General features: G+C 62.4%; 16 protein-coding genes. 10 read left to right on the top strand and 6 right to left on the bottom strand.

The window, feature by feature from the left end:
• Positions 1–38 precede the first annotated feature (38 nt).
• Positions 39–599 (bottom strand): YaeQ family protein, encoded by a 561-nt coding sequence (locus tag LNV09_RS07965; protein WP_263556557.1) that lies wholly within the window; start codon positions 597–599, stop codon positions 39–41.
• 131 nt (positions 600–730) lie between these two features.
• On the opposite strand from LNV09_RS07965, the gene LNV09_RS07960 reads away from it, so the two are divergent.
• The 3 genes from LNV09_RS07960 to LNV09_RS07950 all read left to right on the top strand — a co-directional run bounded on the left by LNV09_RS07960 (position 731) and on the right by LNV09_RS07950 (position 4,011).
• Positions 731–1,003: a hypothetical protein gene (locus LNV09_RS07960; protein ID WP_263556556.1), complete on the top strand. Its 273-nt coding sequence runs from the start codon at positions 731–733 to the stop codon at positions 1,001–1,003.
• A gap of 164 nt (positions 1,004–1,167) precedes the next feature.
• Positions 1,168–1,827, top strand: coding sequence for a hypothetical protein (locus tag LNV09_RS07955; RefSeq protein WP_263556555.1), 660 nt, complete (start codon positions 1,168–1,170; stop codon positions 1,825–1,827).
• Between the two features lie 120 nt (positions 1,828–1,947).
• Entirely contained in the window at positions 1,948–4,011 is a 2,064-nt protein-coding gene (locus tag LNV09_RS07950; protein WP_263556554.1) for a M3 family metallopeptidase, read from the top strand.
• 12 nt (positions 4,012–4,023) lie between these two features.
• On the opposite strand, the gene LNV09_RS07945 is transcribed toward LNV09_RS07950, so the two are convergent.
• A complete protein-coding gene (locus LNV09_RS07945) occupies positions 4,024–4,467 on the bottom strand; it encodes a response regulator (RefSeq protein WP_263556553.1) in 444 nt (147 codons plus the stop codon).
• A gap of 91 nt (positions 4,468–4,558) precedes the next feature.
• Positions 4,559–5,464, bottom strand: a complete 906-nt coding sequence (locus LNV09_RS07940) for an alpha/beta fold hydrolase (RefSeq protein ID WP_263556552.1) — start codon at positions 5,462–5,464, stop codon at positions 4,559–4,561.
• A 209-nt stretch (positions 5,465–5,673) separates the two neighbouring features.
• Between LNV09_RS07940 and LNV09_RS07935 the strand changes: the two genes are divergently transcribed.
• The gene (locus tag LNV09_RS07935) at positions 5,674–6,429 is read left to right on the top strand and encodes an SDR family oxidoreductase (protein ID WP_263556551.1); all 756 of its coding nucleotides are present in this window, start codon (positions 5,674–5,676) and stop codon (positions 6,427–6,429) included.
• Positions 6,430–6,470: 41 nt separating this feature from the next.
• Positions 6,471–6,740 (top strand): hypothetical protein, encoded by a 270-nt coding sequence (locus tag LNV09_RS07930; RefSeq protein ID WP_263556550.1) that lies wholly within the window; start codon positions 6,471–6,473, stop codon positions 6,738–6,740.
• Positions 6,741–6,750: 10 nt separating this feature from the next.
• On the opposite strand, the gene rsgA is transcribed toward LNV09_RS07930, so the two are convergent.
• The 3 genes from rsgA to LNV09_RS07915 are packed head-to-tail and all read right to left on the bottom strand — an operon-like array spanning position 6,751 to position 9,318.
• A complete protein-coding gene (rsgA, locus tag LNV09_RS07925; protein WP_263556549.1) occupies positions 6,751–7,659 on the bottom strand; it encodes a ribosome small subunit-dependent GTPase A in 909 nt (302 codons plus the stop codon).
• Complete coding sequence (locus LNV09_RS07920) at positions 7,656–7,985, bottom strand: 4a-hydroxytetrahydrobiopterin dehydratase (protein ID WP_263556548.1); 330 nt, start codon at positions 7,983–7,985, stop codon at positions 7,656–7,658. Before LNV09_RS07920 ends, rsgA begins: the two co-directional genes overlap by 4 nt.
• Before the next feature lie 13 nt (positions 7,986–7,998).
• Positions 7,999–9,318 carry a M48 family metallopeptidase gene (locus LNV09_RS07915; protein WP_263556547.1) on the bottom strand — a complete coding sequence of 440 codons (1,320 nt, stop codon included), beginning with the start codon at positions 9,316–9,318 and terminating at the stop codon, positions 7,999–8,001.
• A gap of 60 nt (positions 9,319–9,378) precedes the next feature.
• Between LNV09_RS07915 and orn the strand changes: the two genes are divergently transcribed.
• The 5 genes from orn (at position 9,379) to LNV09_RS07890 (ending at position 17,598) form a co-directional block, all read left to right on the top strand.
• A complete protein-coding gene (orn, locus tag LNV09_RS07910) occupies positions 9,379–9,954 on the top strand; it encodes an oligoribonuclease (protein WP_263556546.1) in 576 nt (191 codons plus the stop codon).
• A 28-nt stretch (positions 9,955–9,982) separates the two neighbouring features.
• Positions 9,983–11,818 carry a chorismate-binding protein gene (locus LNV09_RS07905; RefSeq protein WP_263556545.1) on the top strand — a complete coding sequence of 612 codons (1,836 nt, stop codon included), beginning with the start codon at positions 9,983–9,985 and terminating at the stop codon, positions 11,816–11,818.
• A gap of 16 nt (positions 11,819–11,834) precedes the next feature.
• Positions 11,835–14,711 (top strand): SNF2-related protein, encoded by a 2,877-nt coding sequence (locus LNV09_RS07900; RefSeq protein WP_263556544.1) that lies wholly within the window; start codon positions 11,835–11,837, stop codon positions 14,709–14,711.
• 485 nt (positions 14,712–15,196) lie between these two features.
• Entirely contained in the window at positions 15,197–16,852 is a 1,656-nt protein-coding gene (locus LNV09_RS07895; RefSeq protein ID WP_263556543.1) for a DEAD/DEAH box helicase, read from the top strand.
• A gap of 119 nt (positions 16,853–16,971) precedes the next feature.
• Complete coding sequence (locus LNV09_RS07890) at positions 16,972–17,598, top strand: DUF1294 domain-containing protein (RefSeq protein WP_263556542.1); 627 nt, start codon at positions 16,972–16,974, stop codon at positions 17,596–17,598.
• Positions 17,599–17,621: the final 23 nt, after the last annotated feature.

The following is a 17,621-nucleotide window of genomic DNA, read 5'->3' as shown; positions in this document are numbered from 1 at the left end:
GTCCTCCCAGAGGCTTGCTGCTGTTCGACCAGGCGCTTTTATTCGCTCGCCAACTTCAAGGCCACAGGCGTGATTTCCAAGGAATCAGCCGAGCTGGAGACATAAATGCCGCCGTCTTGCACGGTGACTTGCAGCTGCATGCTGCGCTGGGCAAATTTGGCCAAGGCCAGCGACTGCTCGGACGGAATCTGCCAGACCGACAAGCGCGGCGCCCGAGTCAGCTTGGCCTCGATACCGGCCCACCAGATGGCGGTGCTGTAGGAGTAACCGTAGACGCTGACATGTTCGGCGCGGCCATGCGCCTTGAGCAGGCGGCGATCATCGGGCTGACCCAGGTCGATCCAGTGCAGGATATGGCCGGTCAGGTCGCGCTGCCACAGCTCAGGCTCATCCACATCGGTCAGCCCCTTGCTGAGCTCAAGCTTGCCGCGCATCTCGTCGGCCGGCACATTGAGCGCAAAGGCCAGGATGCGAATCATCATGCGCTCGTCGGTTTCAGAAGGCTGACGGGCAATTGTCAGGCTGTGCTCGCCGTAAACATGGCGGTCCATGTCGGCGATTTGCAATTGGGCTTTGTGGATGGTGGCTTTGAGTGCCATATTGGACGGGGCTCGGCTACGGTGCGGTCTGCACAAGCTGGCAATTATCGGCCAGCCAAGGCGCAAGGCTTGGCCGAGCCGGTCCATGGGAGACAATCGAGCCCTTCAACAAACAGCGGCTGACCCAAAATATGAATATGAAAAAGACCGATCTCGACCGCCTCGCCGGTATCAAGCTGGACGCCCAAATGCGGGGCGCGCCGGTGTCGGGGCGTTTCGGTCAAGGCGCGGCACAGCTGCCCGATCGTAAAGAGCAGCGTCGCCTGGACAGCGCTGCCGGCTTGGTGCCGTTTGCCTGCAAGCTGCCGTCCGAGCTGACGCAGACCCTGCGCGAGCGCGCTGCAAGCCATGCCGGCGGCATCAATGGCTTGGTGGCCGAGTTGCTGCACAAGGGCCTGGCCTGATTTTTTGCCAGCCTATGCCATGCGGCAATTGGCTCATGGCATGATGCGAGCGCGGCGCCCGGCATGGGCGCTTTTCCTCATGTGCGTGCCCGTCTGCTGAGCGGCGCCATGGTTTTTTTGTCAGCGCTCCTTCGGTGGCGCATTCGAAAGAAAAAGTTTTTGCCATGAAACGACTCCTTGTCTCCTTGCTCGCTGCGGCCCTGTTGCCCGCCTTCGCCCAGACCACCGGCACTGCGAAAGTTGACCCGAAGAACAACAAGGTCAGCAATCCGGTCGTTGAAAAGCCCAAGGCCAAGCTGATGACGCGCGACGAGTTGCGCGCCTGCATGGACCAGGCCGACTTCAATAACAGCGAAGCCTTGGCAATCAAGGCCGACCAGACCACTTATAACGACACCGCCACCGCTCTGAAGGCCGAGAAGGTCGAATTGCAAAAGGGCGAAGACGCCGGTGTCGCCGGCACCGCTGCTCTGAAGAAAGAGCGCGAGGGCATCCTGCAGATGTTCGAGGAAATCAAGGCCGCAGCACCTAAGCTGGAAAAGGCCGAGCTTGAAGAGCGCAACAAGGCCTATCAAGCCCGTGCGGCCGCCTTTGACACCAGCGTGGCCTCCCTCAATGAGGGTATCAAGGCCAACTTGGAAAAGCGCAAGGCCTTCGCCGACAAGGTTGACGCTTTCAACGCCAGCTTCAAAGCGCTTGAGGCGCGCCAGGAAGCGCACTTCGACAAGACTGATACCTGGAAGACCGATTGCAGCAAGAAGTCCTATGACGAAGCCGACGAAAAGGCGATCAGGAAAGAGCGCGCTGCGGCCGCCCCCAAGTAAACCGAGCAAGGCAGGGCGACCCTCTGCATGATCTGGATTGCCCCGATGCGGCGCCAGGCCTTGACCAGGCCGGCGCCGTTTTCATTTGAGCCGGACTACCCACCGACCCGGAGACAAAAAATGACATTGCCGAATACAAACCCGCTTTTGCAAGACTGGCAAACGCCTTACGGCTTGCCGCCGTTTGGCGCCATTGAGCCTGCCCAATTCGCCCCTGCATTCGAGGCCGCGCTGCTGCAGCACCGGGCCGAACTTGATGCGATCGCAGCCCAAGCCGAGGCGCCGACTTTCGCCAACACCTTGGCCCGCTTTGACGCCAGCGGCCGCTTGCTGGGGCGGATCGAGATGGTTTTCTACGCCTTGGCGGCCTCGGCCACCTCGCCCGAGTTGCAGGCGGTGCAGCGCTCGCTGGCCGCACCGCTGGCGGCGCATAACAACGCCGTCTATATGCATCAGGCTTTGTTCAAACGGGTTGATGCGCTGTACCAAGAGCGCCAGGCGCTGGGCCTGACGGCGCAAGAGTTGCGCTTGTTGGAGCGTGTGCATCTGGACTTTGTGCGCGCGGGCGCCAAGCTGGTCGGCGCGGCGCAGACGCGCTATGCCCAAGTGATGGAGCGGCTGGCCGAGCTCAATACCCAGTTCGGACAAAACGTGTTGGCCGATGAGAGCAATTACCGCCTGGTCTTGAACGGCGAGGCCGAGCTGTCCGGCCTGCCGGACTTTGTGCGCGCCAGCGCGGCGCAGGCGGCGTCCGAACGGGGCTTGGGTGGCGCCCATGTGATCACGCTGTCACGCTCGCACATCGTCCCCTTCCTGACTTTCAGCGAGCGCCGCGATCTGCGCGAGCAAGCCTGGCGTGCCTGGACAACGCGTGGTGAACAAGCCGGCCCCACCGACAACCGCGCCATCGCCCAAGAGATCCTCAGCTTACGTAACGAGCAAGCCCGGCTGCATGGTCACGCCTGCTTTGCCGACTACGCCTTGGCCGACACCATGGCCGGCACGCGCGCGGCTGTGACTGGCCTGCTGTCCAAGGTCTGGGAGCCGGCCTTGGCCGCCGCCGAGGGCGAGCGCCAAGACTTGCAAACGATGATGACGAGCCTGGGCCACGACTTTGCGCTTGAGGCTTGGGACTGGCGTTTCTATTCGGAAAAGCTGCGCGTCGCCCGCTACGACCTGCAGGAGTCCGAGGTCAAACCCTACTTTCAGCTCGACGCCATGGTCGCCGCCGCTTTCGATTGCGCGCAGCGCCTGTTTGGACTGAACTTTGTGGCCAAGCCTGAGGTGGCCGGCTACCACCCTGACGTCAAGGTCTACGAGGTGCAGAACAGTGACGGTTCGCTGCGCGGCTTGTTCTTGCAAGACAACTTTGCTCGCACGACCAAACGCAGCGGCGCCTGGATGAATGCGCTGCGCTGGCAGGCCAATAATGGCCGAGCCGGCATTGATCGCCTGCCCATCATCCAGAACAACAATAACTTCGCCAAAGGCGCGCCCGGCGAGCCGACCTTGCTGAGTTTTGACGACGCGCGCACGCTCTTCCATGAGTTCGGCCATGGCTTGCACGGTCTACTTTCCGAGCTTGAGTTCGAGCGGCTCTCGGGCACGCAGGTCTTGCGTGACTTTGTCGAGTTGCCCTCGCAGATCTTTGAGCATTGGATGAGTGAGCCCGAGGTCTTGAAAAAGCATGCCTGCCATTACCAGACCGGCGAGCTGATCCCCGATGCGCTGCTGGCCAAGCTCAAGGCAGCCGAGCACTTCAACCAGGGTTACGAGACGGTGCGCTACACCGCCAGTGCCTTGGTCGATTTGGCCATCCATTCGTTGAGCGACGAAGCCGCGCCAGATGTGGTCAAGTTCGAGGCCCAAACGATGGCGGCCTACGGTTTGCCGGCCGCCATCGGCATGAACCACCGCCTGACGCATTTCCAGCATCTGTTCTCGGGCTCCAGCTACGCCTCGGGCTACTACGTCTATATGTGGGCCGAGGTGCTGGACTGCGACGGTTTTGAGGCCTTTGTCGAAGCCGGCAGCGCCTTTGACGCGAACGTGGCGACGCGACTGCGAGAGTGCATTTTGTCCACGGGCAACAGCGTTGAGCCGGGTGCGGCGTTTCGGGCCTTCCGGGGCCGCGACGCGGTGGTGGAGCCGATGCTCAAGAGCCGGGGGCTGCTGCCGGCTTGAGCGTCCGGTCTCTCAGGGCTTGGCGTCAAAGAACTCGTCCAAGCCCTGTAAAAAAGCCTTGAAATCGATCGGCTTGGTCCAATAGGCGAGGAATCCCGCCAGCTTGGCGCGCCGGACATCTTCGGGCATGGCGTTGGCCGATAAGGCGATACAAGGGATGTTGGCCGTGCGCGGGTCCAGACGCAGCCTTGCGATCACCTCATAGCCATCGAAGTCAGGCAGCTGCATATCGAGCAGAATTAAATCTGGCTGCATGCTGAGGGCGCGCGCCAAGCCGCTTGTGCCGTCGACTTCACATAACAGCGTGAACTGCGGGCGAGTCGCCAGTAACTCCTCCACGACCAGGACATTGACCGGGTTGTCTTCAATATAAAGTAGGCGCGCACAGTGCGGCCTGCCGGCAAGGACAGGGATTTCAGTCAGATCGGGTGGGGCGTTATTGCTTGGGCTGGACATGTCGCCAGTCTAGTGGGGCTTGTGGCCACAAAAGCGCTTTTGACTGCCTTGTGCTTTAAAAAATGCGACGCCGCACTGTCTGTTTGAATTCTTACCTGTCGCGTATCAGCTCCTGGATCGCTTGCACGACCGCTTCCGGATTGGCCTTTTGGATTTGGTGGTCGGAATCCAGCACCACCGTCTTGGCGCCGGGGTAGAGCGCGCGCACGCGGGCAATGGTCGCCTCGTCGGCGTTGACGACACCGAAGTCGACGCCGACCGCGCCGGCGGATTTGGGCACATTGATCAAACGGATCACGGGGATGTGAGCCGGCCAGGGCAAGGCCAGCACCGCTTCGCCGGTGGCGTGGATAGCGTCGATTTCACGCGCGGCCATGCGGCTGAAGAACAGCTCTTTCCCCCAGCGCGCATAGAAGGGAAAGTCTTGGGGCTTTTTGATCACGCCGGGATAGAGCGCGTCAACCAGGACCAGGCCTTGAACCTCGTTGGCGTACTGGCGTGCAAACAGCTGCATATAGAGCCCGCCGAGCGAATGTCCGACCAAGAGATAGGGCGGCTTATGGCCTTGCTGCAGCAGCAAGGCGTGCAGGTCGGCCACGACCTGGCGCCCGTCGCGCGGGCGCTCAGTCGGCTCGCTTCGGCCGATGCCCGGGCGGTCGTAGGCAAACACAGACCAAGCCTTGCCGATCGCACCGCCGCCTTCCTTGGCTTGGGCATCAAGGCCCCCCAGGCCAGCGATCACGCCACTCCAGCCCTCCAGGTCGGCGCGGGCGCCATTTTCAAACACTACTGTGCCCTTTGTGTCAGCGGCGTTAATGCTCCACTGTTCAATCGCCTGCCCGTGCAGTCGAGCTAGCGTGGTGTTGGGTGGGGGGGCTTCAATCGCATGGGCGAGTTGGCCGGCCGCCGTGATCGAGATCAGCAACAGGCCCAAGTAGACGCTGCGTGTGCGAAGCTGCCTGGCCGTGCGCAACCAGAGAGTAGGACATGATTTCATGGGTGTGGAGCAAGTGCGTTGTAAGAAGTACGCCTTTGTACCCAGGCGCAGCGCGGCGACATAGCCGTTTGCGATAGTTCGCTCAATTGCAAGGACAGGCTGCTTGCGGCGTCGCTGATGCATGAGTGCTGGACGAGGGTCTTGCAGCGACCTTGATTTCCGCCACAAGCACCCCAGATACGGCCGGTTCCCTAGACTCGACAAGCGCGATGACAAAAATTTCCAAGTTTGCCCTGGTGACCGGCGCCGGCTCCGGCATTGGCCGCGCTTGCGCACTGGCCTTGATCGAGGCCGGCTATGGCGTGGCGCTGGTTGGCCGGCGGTTAGAGACTTTGCAAGCAACCGCGGCGGCTGCCAGCGCGCCAGAGCGGGCGTTTACCTGGACCGCCGATGTGACGCAGCCCGAGGCCGTGGCGGCGCTTTTCGAGCGCGTGAGAGCCGAGTTCGGCCGGCTTGATCTACTGTTCAATAACGCCGGGATCGGTGCGCCGGCTGTGGCCATCGACGAGCTGACGTTCGAACAGTGGCAGGCCGTGATTGACACCAATCTGAGCGCCAGTTTTTTGTGCGCCCAGGCCGCCTTCAAGCTGATGAAGAGCCAGTCACCGCGCGGTGGGCGCATCATCAATAACGGCTCGGTCTCCGCTCATGCGCCGCGCCCCAACTCCGCGCCCTACACGGCCAGCAAGCATGCCATCACCGGCCTGACCAAGGCGCTGTCGCTGGACGGCCGTGCCTTTGATATTGCTTGCGGGCAGTTGGATATTGGCAATGCCTTGACCGATATGGCGATGCCGATGACGGTGGGCGTGCCTCAGGCCAATGGCAGCATTGCCGCAGAGGCGACAATGGACGTCGAGCACGCAGCCAGCGCCTTGCTTTATATGGCCGGTTTGCCGCTGTCGGCCAATGTGCAGTTCATGACGGTGATGGCGACGAAAATGCCGTTTGTCGGTCGTGGCTGAAAGCTGTTTTAGCTAGACCTGAAAGAAAGAGTCGTATTTTGTTGTCTGCCTTGTTTACCTTTATCACCCGCGTGATCTTCACGCTGGCCACCGTCGTGCTGGTGTTGGCCCTGATGGGTGTGGCCGTGGTCACCATGATTGGCTTGCTGATCTGGAGCCTGCTGCGCGGGCGCAAGCCGGTCTTTGATACCTCGGGCTTTGCGCGGGCGCGCAGCTTTCGGGCCGGCCAGCGCGCCCCGGCAAAACCGGCGGGCGAGGTGATCGACGTCGAGGTGCGCGAAGTGGCCGACAAGCTGCCGCCGCAAGCTTGAGTTAGGTTTTTTACCAGCGCTTGGTCGTCAACTCGGCCAGGATCTCACCGTAGATCCGGTAGCGTGAGGCACTGATCAGCCCAGCTTCGACCGCATCGCGCACGCCGCAGCCCGGTTCATGCTGGTGGGTGCAGTTGTAAAAACGGCAGTTGCCGGCATGCTTGCGCAGGTCGGGCATCAACAGCGGCAACTGCATGGGCTCAACCTGCTTGACGCCGAATTCCTGAAAACCCGGTGAATCGATCAAGGCGGTTTGGCGCTCGGCGTCGACCCAGTACCACTGGGTCGTCGTCGTGGTGTGGCGGCCCGAATTCAGCGCCACCGAAATTTCGCCGACCTGCGCCTTGGCGTCCGGGATCAGCAGATTGATCAGCGTGCTCTTGCCGGTGCCGCTGGGGCCCATCACAAAAGTTTTCTTGCCGGCCAGCCAGGGCGTTAGCAGGGCGGCGGAGCCCTCCCGGTCGGCCGTCAGCGCCAATTCCATCATCGGCAATTCCATCGCCCGATACGGGGCCAGCCGTTCACGTGCTGCAGCGGTGCCTGGTAAATCGATCTTGTTGAGCGCAATGGTGGTCGAGATACCGGCGGCCTCGGCAGCGATCAGCGCGCGGCAGAGCTGGGTTTCGCTGAACACCGGCTCGACGCCGACCAGGATCAAGAGTTGATCGACATTGGCGGCAAAACTCTTGGTCTTCCATTCGTCTTGGCGAAACAGCAGGTTGCGGCGCGGCTCGACCGCCTCGACCACGCCCTCGTCGCTGCCCGACGGTGCCCAGCGCACCAGGTCGCCGACCACACAGTCGCTCTTCTTGCCGCGTGGGTGGCAGACCCGGCGCAGGCCGTCGGGGCTTTCGACGATGTAGTGGCGGCCGTGGCCGCGCACCACCAGGCCGATGTCAAGATGGTCGAAGCGGCTCACACCGAGCCTTCCGGCAGGGCCGAAATCTGCGCGGCGCAGATGAAGTCATTGCTGGTCAGGCCCTTGGCCGAAAGGGTGCTCAGGCTCAAGGCACAGGCGTCGAACGAGACCTGCATCTCGGGGTGATGGTCCTGGCCATGGGCGATCTCGGCTACCGCGTTGACGAAGGCCATGGTTTGGTAGAAGTTGTGGAACTCGAAGCGGCACTCGATCGTGTCGCCGTTCGCCGCCAACTTCCAGCCCGGTACTTGCTGCAGCCAGCCCTCCAAGTCGGCGGCGGCGATGGCTTCGCGCTGCGGTGAACATTGAGCGATCAGTAGATTCATGGAAGTGGACATATCAAATTGCCTGAGTGGCCTGAGGAGCTTGCGGGCCGGCCAGGATGGCGCCTAAACGTTCAGTGGCAGGGGGGTGCGAATAGTAAAAACGCGCGAACAGGGGGTCCGGCGTCAAGGTGCCTGCATTGTCTTCGTGCAGCTTGAGCAGGGCCGATGCGAGGTCAGCCCCGCGCGCATGGGCGCAGGCATAGGCATCGGCCTGGAACTCGTCGCGCCGCGACAGCAGGCTGCTCAAGGGCGTGAAAAAGAAGGCGAACACCGGCAGCACCATCATGAACAGCAGCAGGGCCAGCGCGTCGTTAGGCGCGGCCAGATTCGGCTGCACCGCGAAAGCCAAGTAAAAGCCGCTTTGGCTCGACAAGTAACCCAGCAGCGCAAAGCCGGCCAGGCTGAGGGCGAACATGGTCAGCATGCGCTTGAGCACATGTTTATGTTTGAAATGCCCCAGCTCATGCGCCAGCACGGCCTCGACCTCGGGGCCGTTCAGGCGGGCCAGCAAGGTGTCAAAAAACACCACCCGCTTGGCGGGGCCAAAGCCGGTGAAATAGGCATTGCCATGGGCCGAGCGGCGGCTGCCGTCCATCACGAACAAGCCCTTGGCAGCAAAGCCGCAGCGCGCCATCAGGCCTTCAACGCGACTCTTGAGCGCCTCGTCCGGCAGCGGTTCGAACTTGTTGAACAGCGGCGCGATCACGGTCGGGTAGAGCACCAAAATCAACAGATTGAAGCCCATCCAGCTGGCCCAAGCCCACAGCCACCAGTAGGCGCCAGCCGCCCCCATCAGCCACAGAATCAGCGCGGCAATCGGCAGGCCGATCACGGCGCCGACCACGGCGCCCTTGAGCGCGTCGTTGACGTACATCTTCCAGGTCATGCGGTTGAAGCCAAAACTCTGCTCGATTCGGAAGGTGTCATACAGCTCCCAAGGCAGGTCGAGCAGGGCGCCGATCACGACAAAAGCCAGCAAGAGGCTGAGTTGATAGGCCATCGCGCCGAAGCGGAGATAAGTCGCGTCATAAACCCAGATGTTGAGCGCGTCCAGACCGCCCAGCAGGGTCCAGGCCAGCAGCAAGGCGCTGCTGAAGGCCAGATTCAAGAGCCCGAAGCGGCTGCGGGCGACCGTGTAGTCGGCCGCTTTTTGGTGGGCGTCCAAGGGCACGGTGGCGGCAAAACTGGCCGGCACTTGGCCGCGATGTTGCACCACATGGCGGACCTGCCGGCTGCTGAGCCAGAACTTGACGGCCAGGCTCAAAAGCAGCGCGGTAGCGAAGGCCAGGCTCAAGGCGCCGGGCTGAACAGGGGGTAAATAGCTTGCAAACATGGGCGAAGTGTAGGGCTGCGACAATGCCGCCGATTCAAGAACGCTAGAAAGCACGACGCCATGACCACAGAAACCGCCCTCAGCCCTGTGCTGAGCAGCAACGAGCAAAACCTGATCTGGATCGATCTGGAGATGACAGGCCTCTACCCGGACAGCGACCGCATCATCGAGATCGCCGTTGTCGTGACCGATGCCAACTTGAACATCAAGGTCGAAGGCCCGGTATTCGCCATCCATCAAAGCGACGAGACGCTGGACAAGATGGACAACTGGAACAAAGGCACGCATGGCAAGAGCGGGCTGATCGACCGGGTCAAGGCCTCGACCATCACCGAGGATGAGGCTGTGGCGCAGACCATCGCTTTCTTGAAACAATATGTGCCGGCCGGCAAGTCGCCAATGTGCGGCAACAGCATCTGCCAGGACCGCCGTTTTCTGGCCAATTACATGCCCAAGCTGGAGTCCTTCTTCCACTATCGCAATTTGGATGTGTCAACGCTGAAGGAGCTGGCCAAGCGCTGGAAGCCCGGCATCACCGCCGGCTTCAAGAAGGCGCAGGCGCACACGGCGCTGGCCGATATTCATGAGTCCATCGACGAGCTGGCCTATTACCGCGAGCATTTCCTGAGCCTTTGATGGCGAGAAGGCGCTGAGTCGGTCTGATATGTCTGCCAAGCCTCTGGACCAACTCTGGGCCGCGTTTGACTTCCCTCGCCACCCGCTGGCGCGCGAAGATGGCGAGCGGGTGCGCGGCGCTTTCTATGCGCCGCCTTCGCGCTGGCTGCGGGCGCAGACGGCCGCCGATCTGGCGGATGTGATCGACGTTGCCCATCGGGCCAGCCGAGCCGGTGCCTGGGTCTTGGGCGGCTTGCGCTATGAAGCGGCGGGCGCCTTGGACGCGGCGCTGGTCGGGCGGGCGAGTGATTTGGCCTTGGCCGAGTTTGCGGTGTTTGAGCAGGCACCCGAGGCTTGGCCCGAAGTCGCGCCCGCCGGACCTTTGAGTACGGCTTGGGCGGACGTGCAATCGGACGCCGCCGAATGCGAGCAGATCGAGCGCATCCGCGAATGGATACGTTGCGGCGATTGCTACCAGGTCAACCTAACGACGCGGCTACAGGCCCAACTGCCCGAGGGCGTGACCCTGGCCGAGTTGTTCCTGGCCTTGCACCGTACTCAGCCGGGTGGTTTTTCGCTCTTTTTGCGCGGGCTTGCAGGTGGGGAAGGCGTCGCCAGTGTGTCGCCCGAATTGTTCTTTGACTGGCGGCCGGTGCCCAGCGCCGAGCGCAGCTGGCTGCTGGCAGCGCAGCCGATGAAGGGCACCACGCCGCGCGGCCATGACAAGGCCTCGGACGAGGCGGCGCAAGCGCATTTGCGTACCAGCGAGAAGGAGCGCGCCGAGAACCTGATGATTGTTGACCTCTTGCGCAATGACATCAGCCGCGTCGCCACGCTGGGCTCGGTGCGGGTGCCTCGCTTGTTTGAGTTGTTGGCCTTGCCGACGGTCTGGCAGATGACCTCCACCATCACCGCAGTCAGTCGGCCGAAGCTGCGCTTGTCCGAGCTGTTCGCCGCGCTCTTCCCTTGCGGCTCGGTGACCGGTGCGCCCAAGGTGCGGGCTATGCAGATCATCAAGACGCTGGAGCCGGAAGCGCGCGGCTGGTATTGCGGCGCGCTTGGTTTGATGCAGCCGGGCGGGGTGGTCAGTTTCAATGTGCCGATCCGTACGGTCGAGTCCGCGCCCACCGGTTTAAGCGCCGGGGTCGGCAGCGCCATCACGCTGGATTCAGATGCCGCGGCCGAAGTGGCCGAGTGGCGCGCCAAGAGTCGGTTTTTGCTGCGCGCGCAGGCGCCGATCGCGGCGCTGGAAACGCTGCGTTTGCAGGACGGTGTGTGCGTCCGCCAGGCCGGCCATATGGCGCGCATGCAAGGCACGGCAAAATATTTCGGGCTGAAATTGAACCTGCCCGAGCTGCGTGAACTGCTCGTGCAAGCCGGCCGCAAGCATGCGCAAGGCGCTTGGCGCCTGCGTCTGACGCTTGAAGCGAGCGGCGTGCTGCGCAGCGAATGCACGGCTTTGTTGGATACGCCGCAGCCCGTCATGCTCGCCTTAGCCGATACTGCGATCCAAACCGATGGCGCCGGGGCCGAATTCATTCGGCACAAAACCACCCGGCGCGAAGTGTATGCAGCGTTTTCCGAGGCCAAGCCGCCGCAGGCTTTTGACGCGCTGCTCTGGAATCAGGCGCAGGAGCTGACCGAATGTACGTTTGGCAATATCGCCTTGCGGATTGACGGTCAGTGGCTGACGCCGCGCCTGGAGGCTGGGCTTTTGCCCGGCGTCTACCGTGAAGAATTATTGAATCTTGGGCGCTTGCGCGAGGCCAGGCTGATGAAAGCCGATCTCGCGCGCGCTGAAGAAATTGCCTTTTTCAATAGCCTGCGCGGCTGGTGTCAAGCCAGCTTGTTGCCGGGCTCCGGTGGGGCTTTGAGCCACACCTAACTCATCAAATACTCTTATGGCCATCGCCCCAAAATCGCGCAGCAAGACCGGCGCCAAGACTGTCGTTGCCGCAGCTCCTGCTGCTGTCGCCGCTGCACCAACGAGCAAGACCAAGGCGAAAGCCAAGACTCCGGCAGTCAGCAAGGCTGCCGTGGCCGATAAGCCGGCTGCCAAAGCCGCAGCCAAGCCTGCTGTCAAAGCAGCTCCCAAGGCCACTGCCAAGACTGCGGCCAAGGTAGCGGTAAAAGCGCCAGTCGCCAATAAAGCAGTGGCGGGCAAGAAGACCGCTCAGCCGGTCGCTGCCAGCCCGGCTCCGGTGGCGAAGAAGGCACCGAGCAAGAAGACGGCCAAGGTCGTCGAGGCCGCGGTCGCTGCGGCAGCAGCCCTTGCACCGGCCCCGGTGAAGGCGACCAAGCGCCCGACCAAGGCGGCGGCTGAATTGCCGGTCGTGGCGGTGGCAAAGCCTGCCAAGAAAGTGGCGACCAAGAAAGTCGCCAGCAAAGAGGTAGTCGTCGCGGAAACTGTATTGGGCAAGGTTCAGCCAAAACCGGTGACAAAGACGGGCAAGGCGACCAAGGCGAGCAAGTCGACCAAGGCGATCGCGGCGGCCCCGCTGCCGGCAGAGCCTTTGATCCCGGCCAAGAAGGCGGATGAGAAAAAGTCTAAAACGCCAACTCCGTCTAAGACGGCTAGCAAGGCCAATCACAAGCCCGCGCCAAAGACGGTAGCAAATCCGGCAACCAAGCCGGCAACCAAGCCAGTTGTGGCTGCGCCAATCCAGTCAGTTGCTCCCTCGGCCAAGCGGACCAAGAGCCCGGTCGCAAAAACCAAGCCGGTCGCCACAAAACCAGCCCTTGTGCCTGCGCCGCGGCCAACTCCTCCCGCTCCGCCGGCCGTTCCGAAGCCGCCCGCCAAGTTCTCCTTGCAGCGTCCCGGCTCTGCCGCAAGCGGCGTGTTTGGCGACTATGTGGTGGCCGAGTTGGCCGGCGAGCAGCAGTGGCGCGTGTCGATTCGCGGCACCAGCTTGAGTGATTGCCGTTGCACTTGTGAAGTGTTCCGCTTCGGTGAGCGCGGCAGCTGCGAGCATGTGGAGTTCGCCTTGGGCAGTTTGCTGGACGAGCCGCAACAGCGCGCTGCGCTCGAGCAAGGTTTGCGGCTGGATTACAGCGAAGTGCTGCTGGGCTTTGGTGCCGCGCGCTATCTGCGCTGGCGCCAAGGCCAGCATTGCCCCGAGGCGGTGGCGCGTGAGGCGCAGGCCTTGCTGGATGAGCGCGGCCGGCTGCCGGCGGATGCGGCCGATGATGTGGGCTTGCTGACTGGCTTGCTGCAATTGGCGGCCGAGTTGGGTCATGAGGTGCGCGTCGAAGCCGGCGTGTGGGAACAGGTGGCTCTTGGTCGCGATGCGCGTCAGCGCGTGCAGCGTTTGGCACAGGCCTATCCGCAGGGCTTGGAGAGCCCCGCATTGCGCGGCTTGTTGAAGCTGCCGTTGCCGCTTTATCAGCTGGAGGCGGCCTTGTTCGCGGCTTGTGCCGGGCGCAGCCTGGTGGCCGACGATTTGGGCCTAGGCTTGTACGCGCCGGCCTATGCGGCGGCCGAGCTGTGTGCCCGTCATTTCGGCACCGAGCGGGTCTTGGTTTTGTGTTCCGAGTCCGCTCAGGCGCGCTGGTTGGGCGAGGCGCAAACCCTCAGCCTGGCGAGGGCGCAAATGGTCTGGGGTGACGCGCAGACACGCCAGGCCCAGCTGCAAAACCTGGGGCAGGGCCTTGAGATCAAGATCGCGTCGCTGGCCTCGCTGGGGCAAGACCTGGCCCTGCTGCAGGGCTTTGCACCCGAGCTGATCATTGTTGACGAGGCTGCGCGCTTGGACGCTGATGCCTTGGCCTTGCTGCGGCAACTCGACAAGGGCTTTTTGCTGATGCTCAGCGGGCAAATTCTGGATGAGCAGCCGCAAGCCTTGCTGGGCTTGGTGGACCTGCTGGATAGGCACCGGAACGGGCCTTGGGAGCGTTTCCTGAGTCGGCATTTGCGCCGCAGCGGCCAAAGCAATAGCTTCTTTGCCTTGGAACGCCTGGACCATACATTGGAGCGGGTGATGTTCAGCCGCAGCCGTGCCGAGCTGCTGCCGACCTTGCCTGTGGCCCTGGTGCAACTGCGTGCGGTGGCCTTGAGTCAGCAGCAAGAGCAGATGCAAGCGCCCTTGCTGGCCGATTTGCGCCGAGCAGTCGCGCGCTGGCAGCGCAGCGGCTATGTGTCCGAGAGCGAGCTCTTGCAAGTTCAGCAAACCCTGCAGCAATTGCGCCGGTTGGCGATCAGCCCACAACTGCTGGATGCGCAGCTGGGCTCGGCTGAGGCGCCGAAGTTGTCCGCAGTGGCGGCGCTAACGCGCGAGTTGCTCGGTGCGGCGGCTGAACGTTTGGTGGTGTTCTGTCAATGGGATGATGCTTTGAGCTTGTTGGCGGCGAGGCTGCAGGCCAGTGGCACGTCCTTTGTTCAGCTGCATACCGAAGCCACACTGGCGCAGCGTATGGAAGCGCTACGCCGCTGGCGAGATGGCTCGGGCAGCGCAGTTTTGCTCTGCAGTGACCGGGCCGCTGCGGGGCTGGATCTGCAAATGGAGCGGGCTGCCTTGGTGAACCTGGAGCTGCCCTGGGGCGAAGCGCTGCTGGAGCAGCGCTTGCTGTGCCTGGCCGACGAGCAGTCGCGCGGCCTGCCGCTGATTCAGCTGCTGGCGCAAACAGGGTTTGAGCAAGCGATGTTGCAAACACTGGACGGTGTGGTCGATCTGCCCGCAGGCAGCTTGGACGGCGACGTGAGTCGGCAGCTGCTGCAAGGCGAGGAGCAGGGGCGCTTCATGCAGGCCTTGGTGGCGCTGTGCGGGGCCTTGTCGAACTAAACGGGAGCTTTGGCGGCGGCGCGCGTGATTTTTCGCACGCGCGGGCCGCTTCATTAAAGCTGTTTGCCTAAAGTCTTTCCGTGGAAACCCTAGTGTGCTATAGTCGCAGTCTTGCTTCGGTGATTACCGCTGCATTTCGTACGTCTCCTCTGACCTCCGTTCAGGCAGCTGCCCAATCCGAAACACAGGATTGCGCGCAGTGACACCGGCCCACACTCATCGTGCGGCGCCAGTGCACCCCTCCAGGGTGAAGCGCTGAACACCCTTCGGGTTCGGTCGGCGGCGATGCCGTCGCTTTGACTGTTCCCCCGGCGCCGCACCTGGCACCTCTCGGCATGCTTTTGCCGACTCAACAAGACCCGGTGCACGACGCGAGCTTTCTCCCAGCGACTTTACTGGCTTGATGCGCAAAATTTTGCGGCGCATCGGGTGCGTGTGTTCGTTTGCATTTTGCGAGCGGGGCACGGCATTGTTGAAAGAAATACATGAGTTTTGAAAATCTAGGCCTCCAAGAAGCCCTCCTGCGCGCTGTTAAAGATTCCGGCTACGAGACAGCCACCGAAGTACAAGCATTGGCGATTCCTGCCGGCCTGAAGGGCCTGGATATGATGGTGTCGTCGCGCACCGGCAGCGGCAAGACCGCCGCCTTCATCTTGCCAGCCCTGCACAAGGTGCTGGAAAGCCGTGCCAACCCGACCGCTCCTGTGCTGGACGAAAAGGGCCGTCGCAAGGTCCAAGGCCCCAAGGTCTTGGTGCTCTGCCCAACCCGCGAACTGGCGATGCAAGTTGCCAAGGCCGCTCAGACCTACGGCCGCTATGTGCCGGGCCTGCGTTTGTCGACCGTTTTGGGCGGCATGCCTTACGCCCTGCAACTCAAGCAATTGAGCGGCCCGCTTGACATCTTGATCGCCACCCCTGGCCGTCTGCTGGACCATATGCAGTCGGGCCGTGCGGTGCTGGACAATGTCGAATTGCTGGTGCTCGACGAAGCCGACCGTATGTTGGACATGGGCTTCATCGACGACATCAAGACCATCGCCGATCGCATCCCCGCCACACGTCAAACCGTGATGTTCAGCGCGACCTTTGCCGGTCACGTGGGCCGCTTGGCGCAAGACTTGCTGCGTGACCCAATGCGCATCGACGTCGCTTCGCACACCGACACGCATGAGAACATCACCCAGCGTCTGCACTGGGCCGACAACAACAACCACAAGGACCAACTGCTTGAGCATTTGCTGGCCGACAAGGATGTTGACCAGGCCTTGGTGTTCACCAGCACCCAGCGCGATGCTGACTGGTTGGCTGAGCGTCTGCAGGAACTCGGCCACTCGGTCGCGCCTCTGCACGGCGGTATGCCGCAAGGTCGCCGCAACCGCGTGCTGATGGCTTTGCGCCGTCGTGAAGTGAAGGTTCTGGTTGCCACCGACGTCGCCGCTCGCGGCATCGACGTGCCGACCATCACCCACGTGATCAACTACGGCTTGCCGATGAAGGCCGAGGACTATGTGCACCGTATCGGCCGTACCGGCCGTGCCGGCCGCGCTGGCTTGGCTGTGACCTTGGCCGGCCGTGATGATGTGTCGATGATTCGCCGCATTCAGCAGTTCACGACCCAGCAAATCCCGGTCGCGCAGATCGAAGGTTTGGAGCCTAAGTCGCAAGAGCCACGCATCTTCCCGCCACGGCCAGCCGGTGCGGGTGGTTTTGAAGACCGCGGTGCGCGTCCTGCATGGGGCGGCAAGCCAGGTTTTGGCGGCAACAAGAGCTTCGGCGGCGGTAAGAGTTTTGGTGGCGGCGCAGGTCGGCCGTTCCAGCCTCGTGAAGGCGCTCGTCCAGCTGGTTTCGAGCCGCGTGGTGACTTCCGTCAGGACAGCCGTCCATCGTTCGACCGTGCACCGGCTGACCGTGGCAATGACCGTGGTTTCGCACCACGCGGCGACTTCGCCCCACGTGGCGACTTCGCTCCCCGCAATGACCGTCCGGCCTTTGGCGACAACAAGCCATCGTTCGGCGGCAAGCCAAGTTTCGGTCAAGACCGTCGTCCGGCCGGTGGTGGTTTTGAGTCACGTGGCCCCGGCGGCCCAAAGCGCAGCGGCCCTCCAAGTGGCGGCCCACGTCGCAGCGGCTTCGGTCGTTAAGATCCGCTCTTGACGGCGGCGCACTAACGGCGCGCCCGGTCAGGCAGTAGAACAAGAAAAGGCCCGCTGCAAAGCGGGCCTTTGTTGCTTGAATCAAGACAATTTCAGCAGCGATCTCAATGCGGCAGCACGGTTTTTTAACTCAGTGGGACGACGCCAAGGGCTATGGATTCATCACGCCGAATCACGGTGAAGCCAAGCTCTTTGTTCACATCAAGGCTTTTGGCCTGCGTGCCGAGCGGCCGCAGCTGGGGGAGTTGCTGAGCTTTGAGTTGGAACACGATGCTCAGGGCAAGCGCCGCGCCGTGAAAGTGCGGGCAGACAAGGCTCGCTTGGCGTCAAGTTCGTCAAGCCCTGGCATCGCATCGTCAAGCAGCTTAAGCAGCCTGTATTTGATTCCAGCCTTTGCCGCTTTCTATTTGCTTTGCCATTTGCTGTGGTCCTTGCCCGCCGGGCTGTGGGGGGCTTATATGGCGATGAGTTTGGCGACTTTCATCGTTTACGCCGGTGACAAGCGTGCGGCGAGCAAGGGGCAGCCGCGCGTTCCCGAACGAACTTTGCACGGCCTGGCTTTTGCCTGCGGCTGGCCCGGCGCCCTACTGGCGCAGCAGTTGTTGCGGCACAAGAGCAGCAAACCCGCGTTTTTGCGGCGCTTTTGGGGCACTGTGAGTGGCAATGTGCTCTTGTTCACTCTGGCCGCTACACCGATGTTGAAGATGCTGTGGTCCTGGCTCGCAGGCCGCTAGCGCTACACCCATAATGGATTGGC

The organism is Paucibacter sp. B2R-40 (assembly GCF_025717555.1).
Taxonomy (GTDB): domain Bacteria; phylum Pseudomonadota; class Gammaproteobacteria; order Burkholderiales; family Burkholderiaceae_C; genus Paucibacter_A.
The sequence above is the reverse complement of the archived record's forward strand: the minus strand, read 5'-3'. Positions and strand labels throughout refer to the sequence as shown.

Coding starts and splice junctions, on each gene's coding strand:
- LNV09_RS07965 (WP_263556557.1), bottom strand. CDS start 599: ATGGCACTCAAAGCCACCATCCACAAAGCCCAATTGCAAATCGCCGAC.
- LNV09_RS07960 (WP_263556556.1), top strand. CDS start 731: ATGAATATGAAAAAGACCGATCTCGACCGCCTCGCCGGTATCAAGCTG.
- LNV09_RS07955 (WP_263556555.1), top strand. CDS start 1,168: ATGAAACGACTCCTTGTCTCCTTGCTCGCTGCGGCCCTGTTGCCCGCC.
- LNV09_RS07950 (WP_263556554.1), top strand. CDS start 1,948: ATGACATTGCCGAATACAAACCCGCTTTTGCAAGACTGGCAAACGCCT.
- LNV09_RS07945 (WP_263556553.1), bottom strand. CDS start 4,467: ATGTCCAGCCCAAGCAATAACGCCCCACCCGATCTGACTGAAATCCCT.
- LNV09_RS07940 (WP_263556552.1), bottom strand. CDS start 5,464: ATGAAATCATGTCCTACTCTCTGGTTGCGCACGGCCAGGCAGCTTCGC.
- LNV09_RS07935 (WP_263556551.1), top strand. CDS start 5,674: ATGACAAAAATTTCCAAGTTTGCCCTGGTGACCGGCGCCGGCTCCGGC.
- LNV09_RS07920 (WP_263556548.1), bottom strand. CDS start 7,985: ATGAATCTACTGATCGCTCAATGTTCACCGCAGCGCGAAGCCATCGCC.
- LNV09_RS07915 (WP_263556547.1), bottom strand. CDS start 9,318: ATGTTTGCAAGCTATTTACCCCCTGTTCAGCCCGGCGCCTTGAGCCTG.
- orn (WP_263556546.1), top strand. CDS start 9,379: ATGACCACAGAAACCGCCCTCAGCCCTGTGCTGAGCAGCAACGAGCAA.
- LNV09_RS07905 (WP_263556545.1), top strand. CDS start 9,983: ATGTCTGCCAAGCCTCTGGACCAACTCTGGGCCGCGTTTGACTTCCCT.
- LNV09_RS07900 (WP_263556544.1), top strand. CDS start 11,835: ATGGCCATCGCCCCAAAATCGCGCAGCAAGACCGGCGCCAAGACTGTC.
- LNV09_RS07895 (WP_263556543.1), top strand. CDS start 15,197: ATGAGTTTTGAAAATCTAGGCCTCCAAGAAGCCCTCCTGCGCGCTGTT.
- LNV09_RS07890 (WP_263556542.1), top strand. CDS start 16,972: ATGCGGCAGCACGGTTTTTTAACTCAGTGGGACGACGCCAAGGGCTAT.